This window comes from Glaciecola sp. XM2 (assembly GCF_018595715.1).
GTDB lineage: Bacteria > Pseudomonadota > Gammaproteobacteria > Enterobacterales > Alteromonadaceae > Glaciecola.
Map to the genome: position 1 here is coordinate 1 of NZ_JAHEOJ010000010.1, position 205 is coordinate 205.

General features: G+C 52.2%; 1 rRNA gene. It reads right to left on the minus strand.

Going from position 1 to position 205, the window contains the following annotated elements:
- Positions 1 to 13: 13 nt before the first annotated feature.
- Positions 14 to 143 (minus strand): 5S ribosomal RNA (gene rrf, locus KJ365_RS00040).
- Positions 144 to 205 lie beyond the last annotated feature (62 nt).

Consider the following 205-nt stretch of genomic DNA (forward strand, 5'->3'; position numbering starts at 1 on the left):
GCTTGGTATGGGAGTCTGGCGATGTGCTACTCTCACATGGGGAATCCCCACACTACCATCGCCGCTAATACGTTTCACTTCTGAGTTCGGAATGGCTCGCCCTGTTACAGGTCAGGTGGTACCGTATCGCTATTGTCGCCAGACATTAACACTGCGAAAGACTCTCAACTGCGTTGAGGCGCTTCGTCTTAATACACCGCTGTTG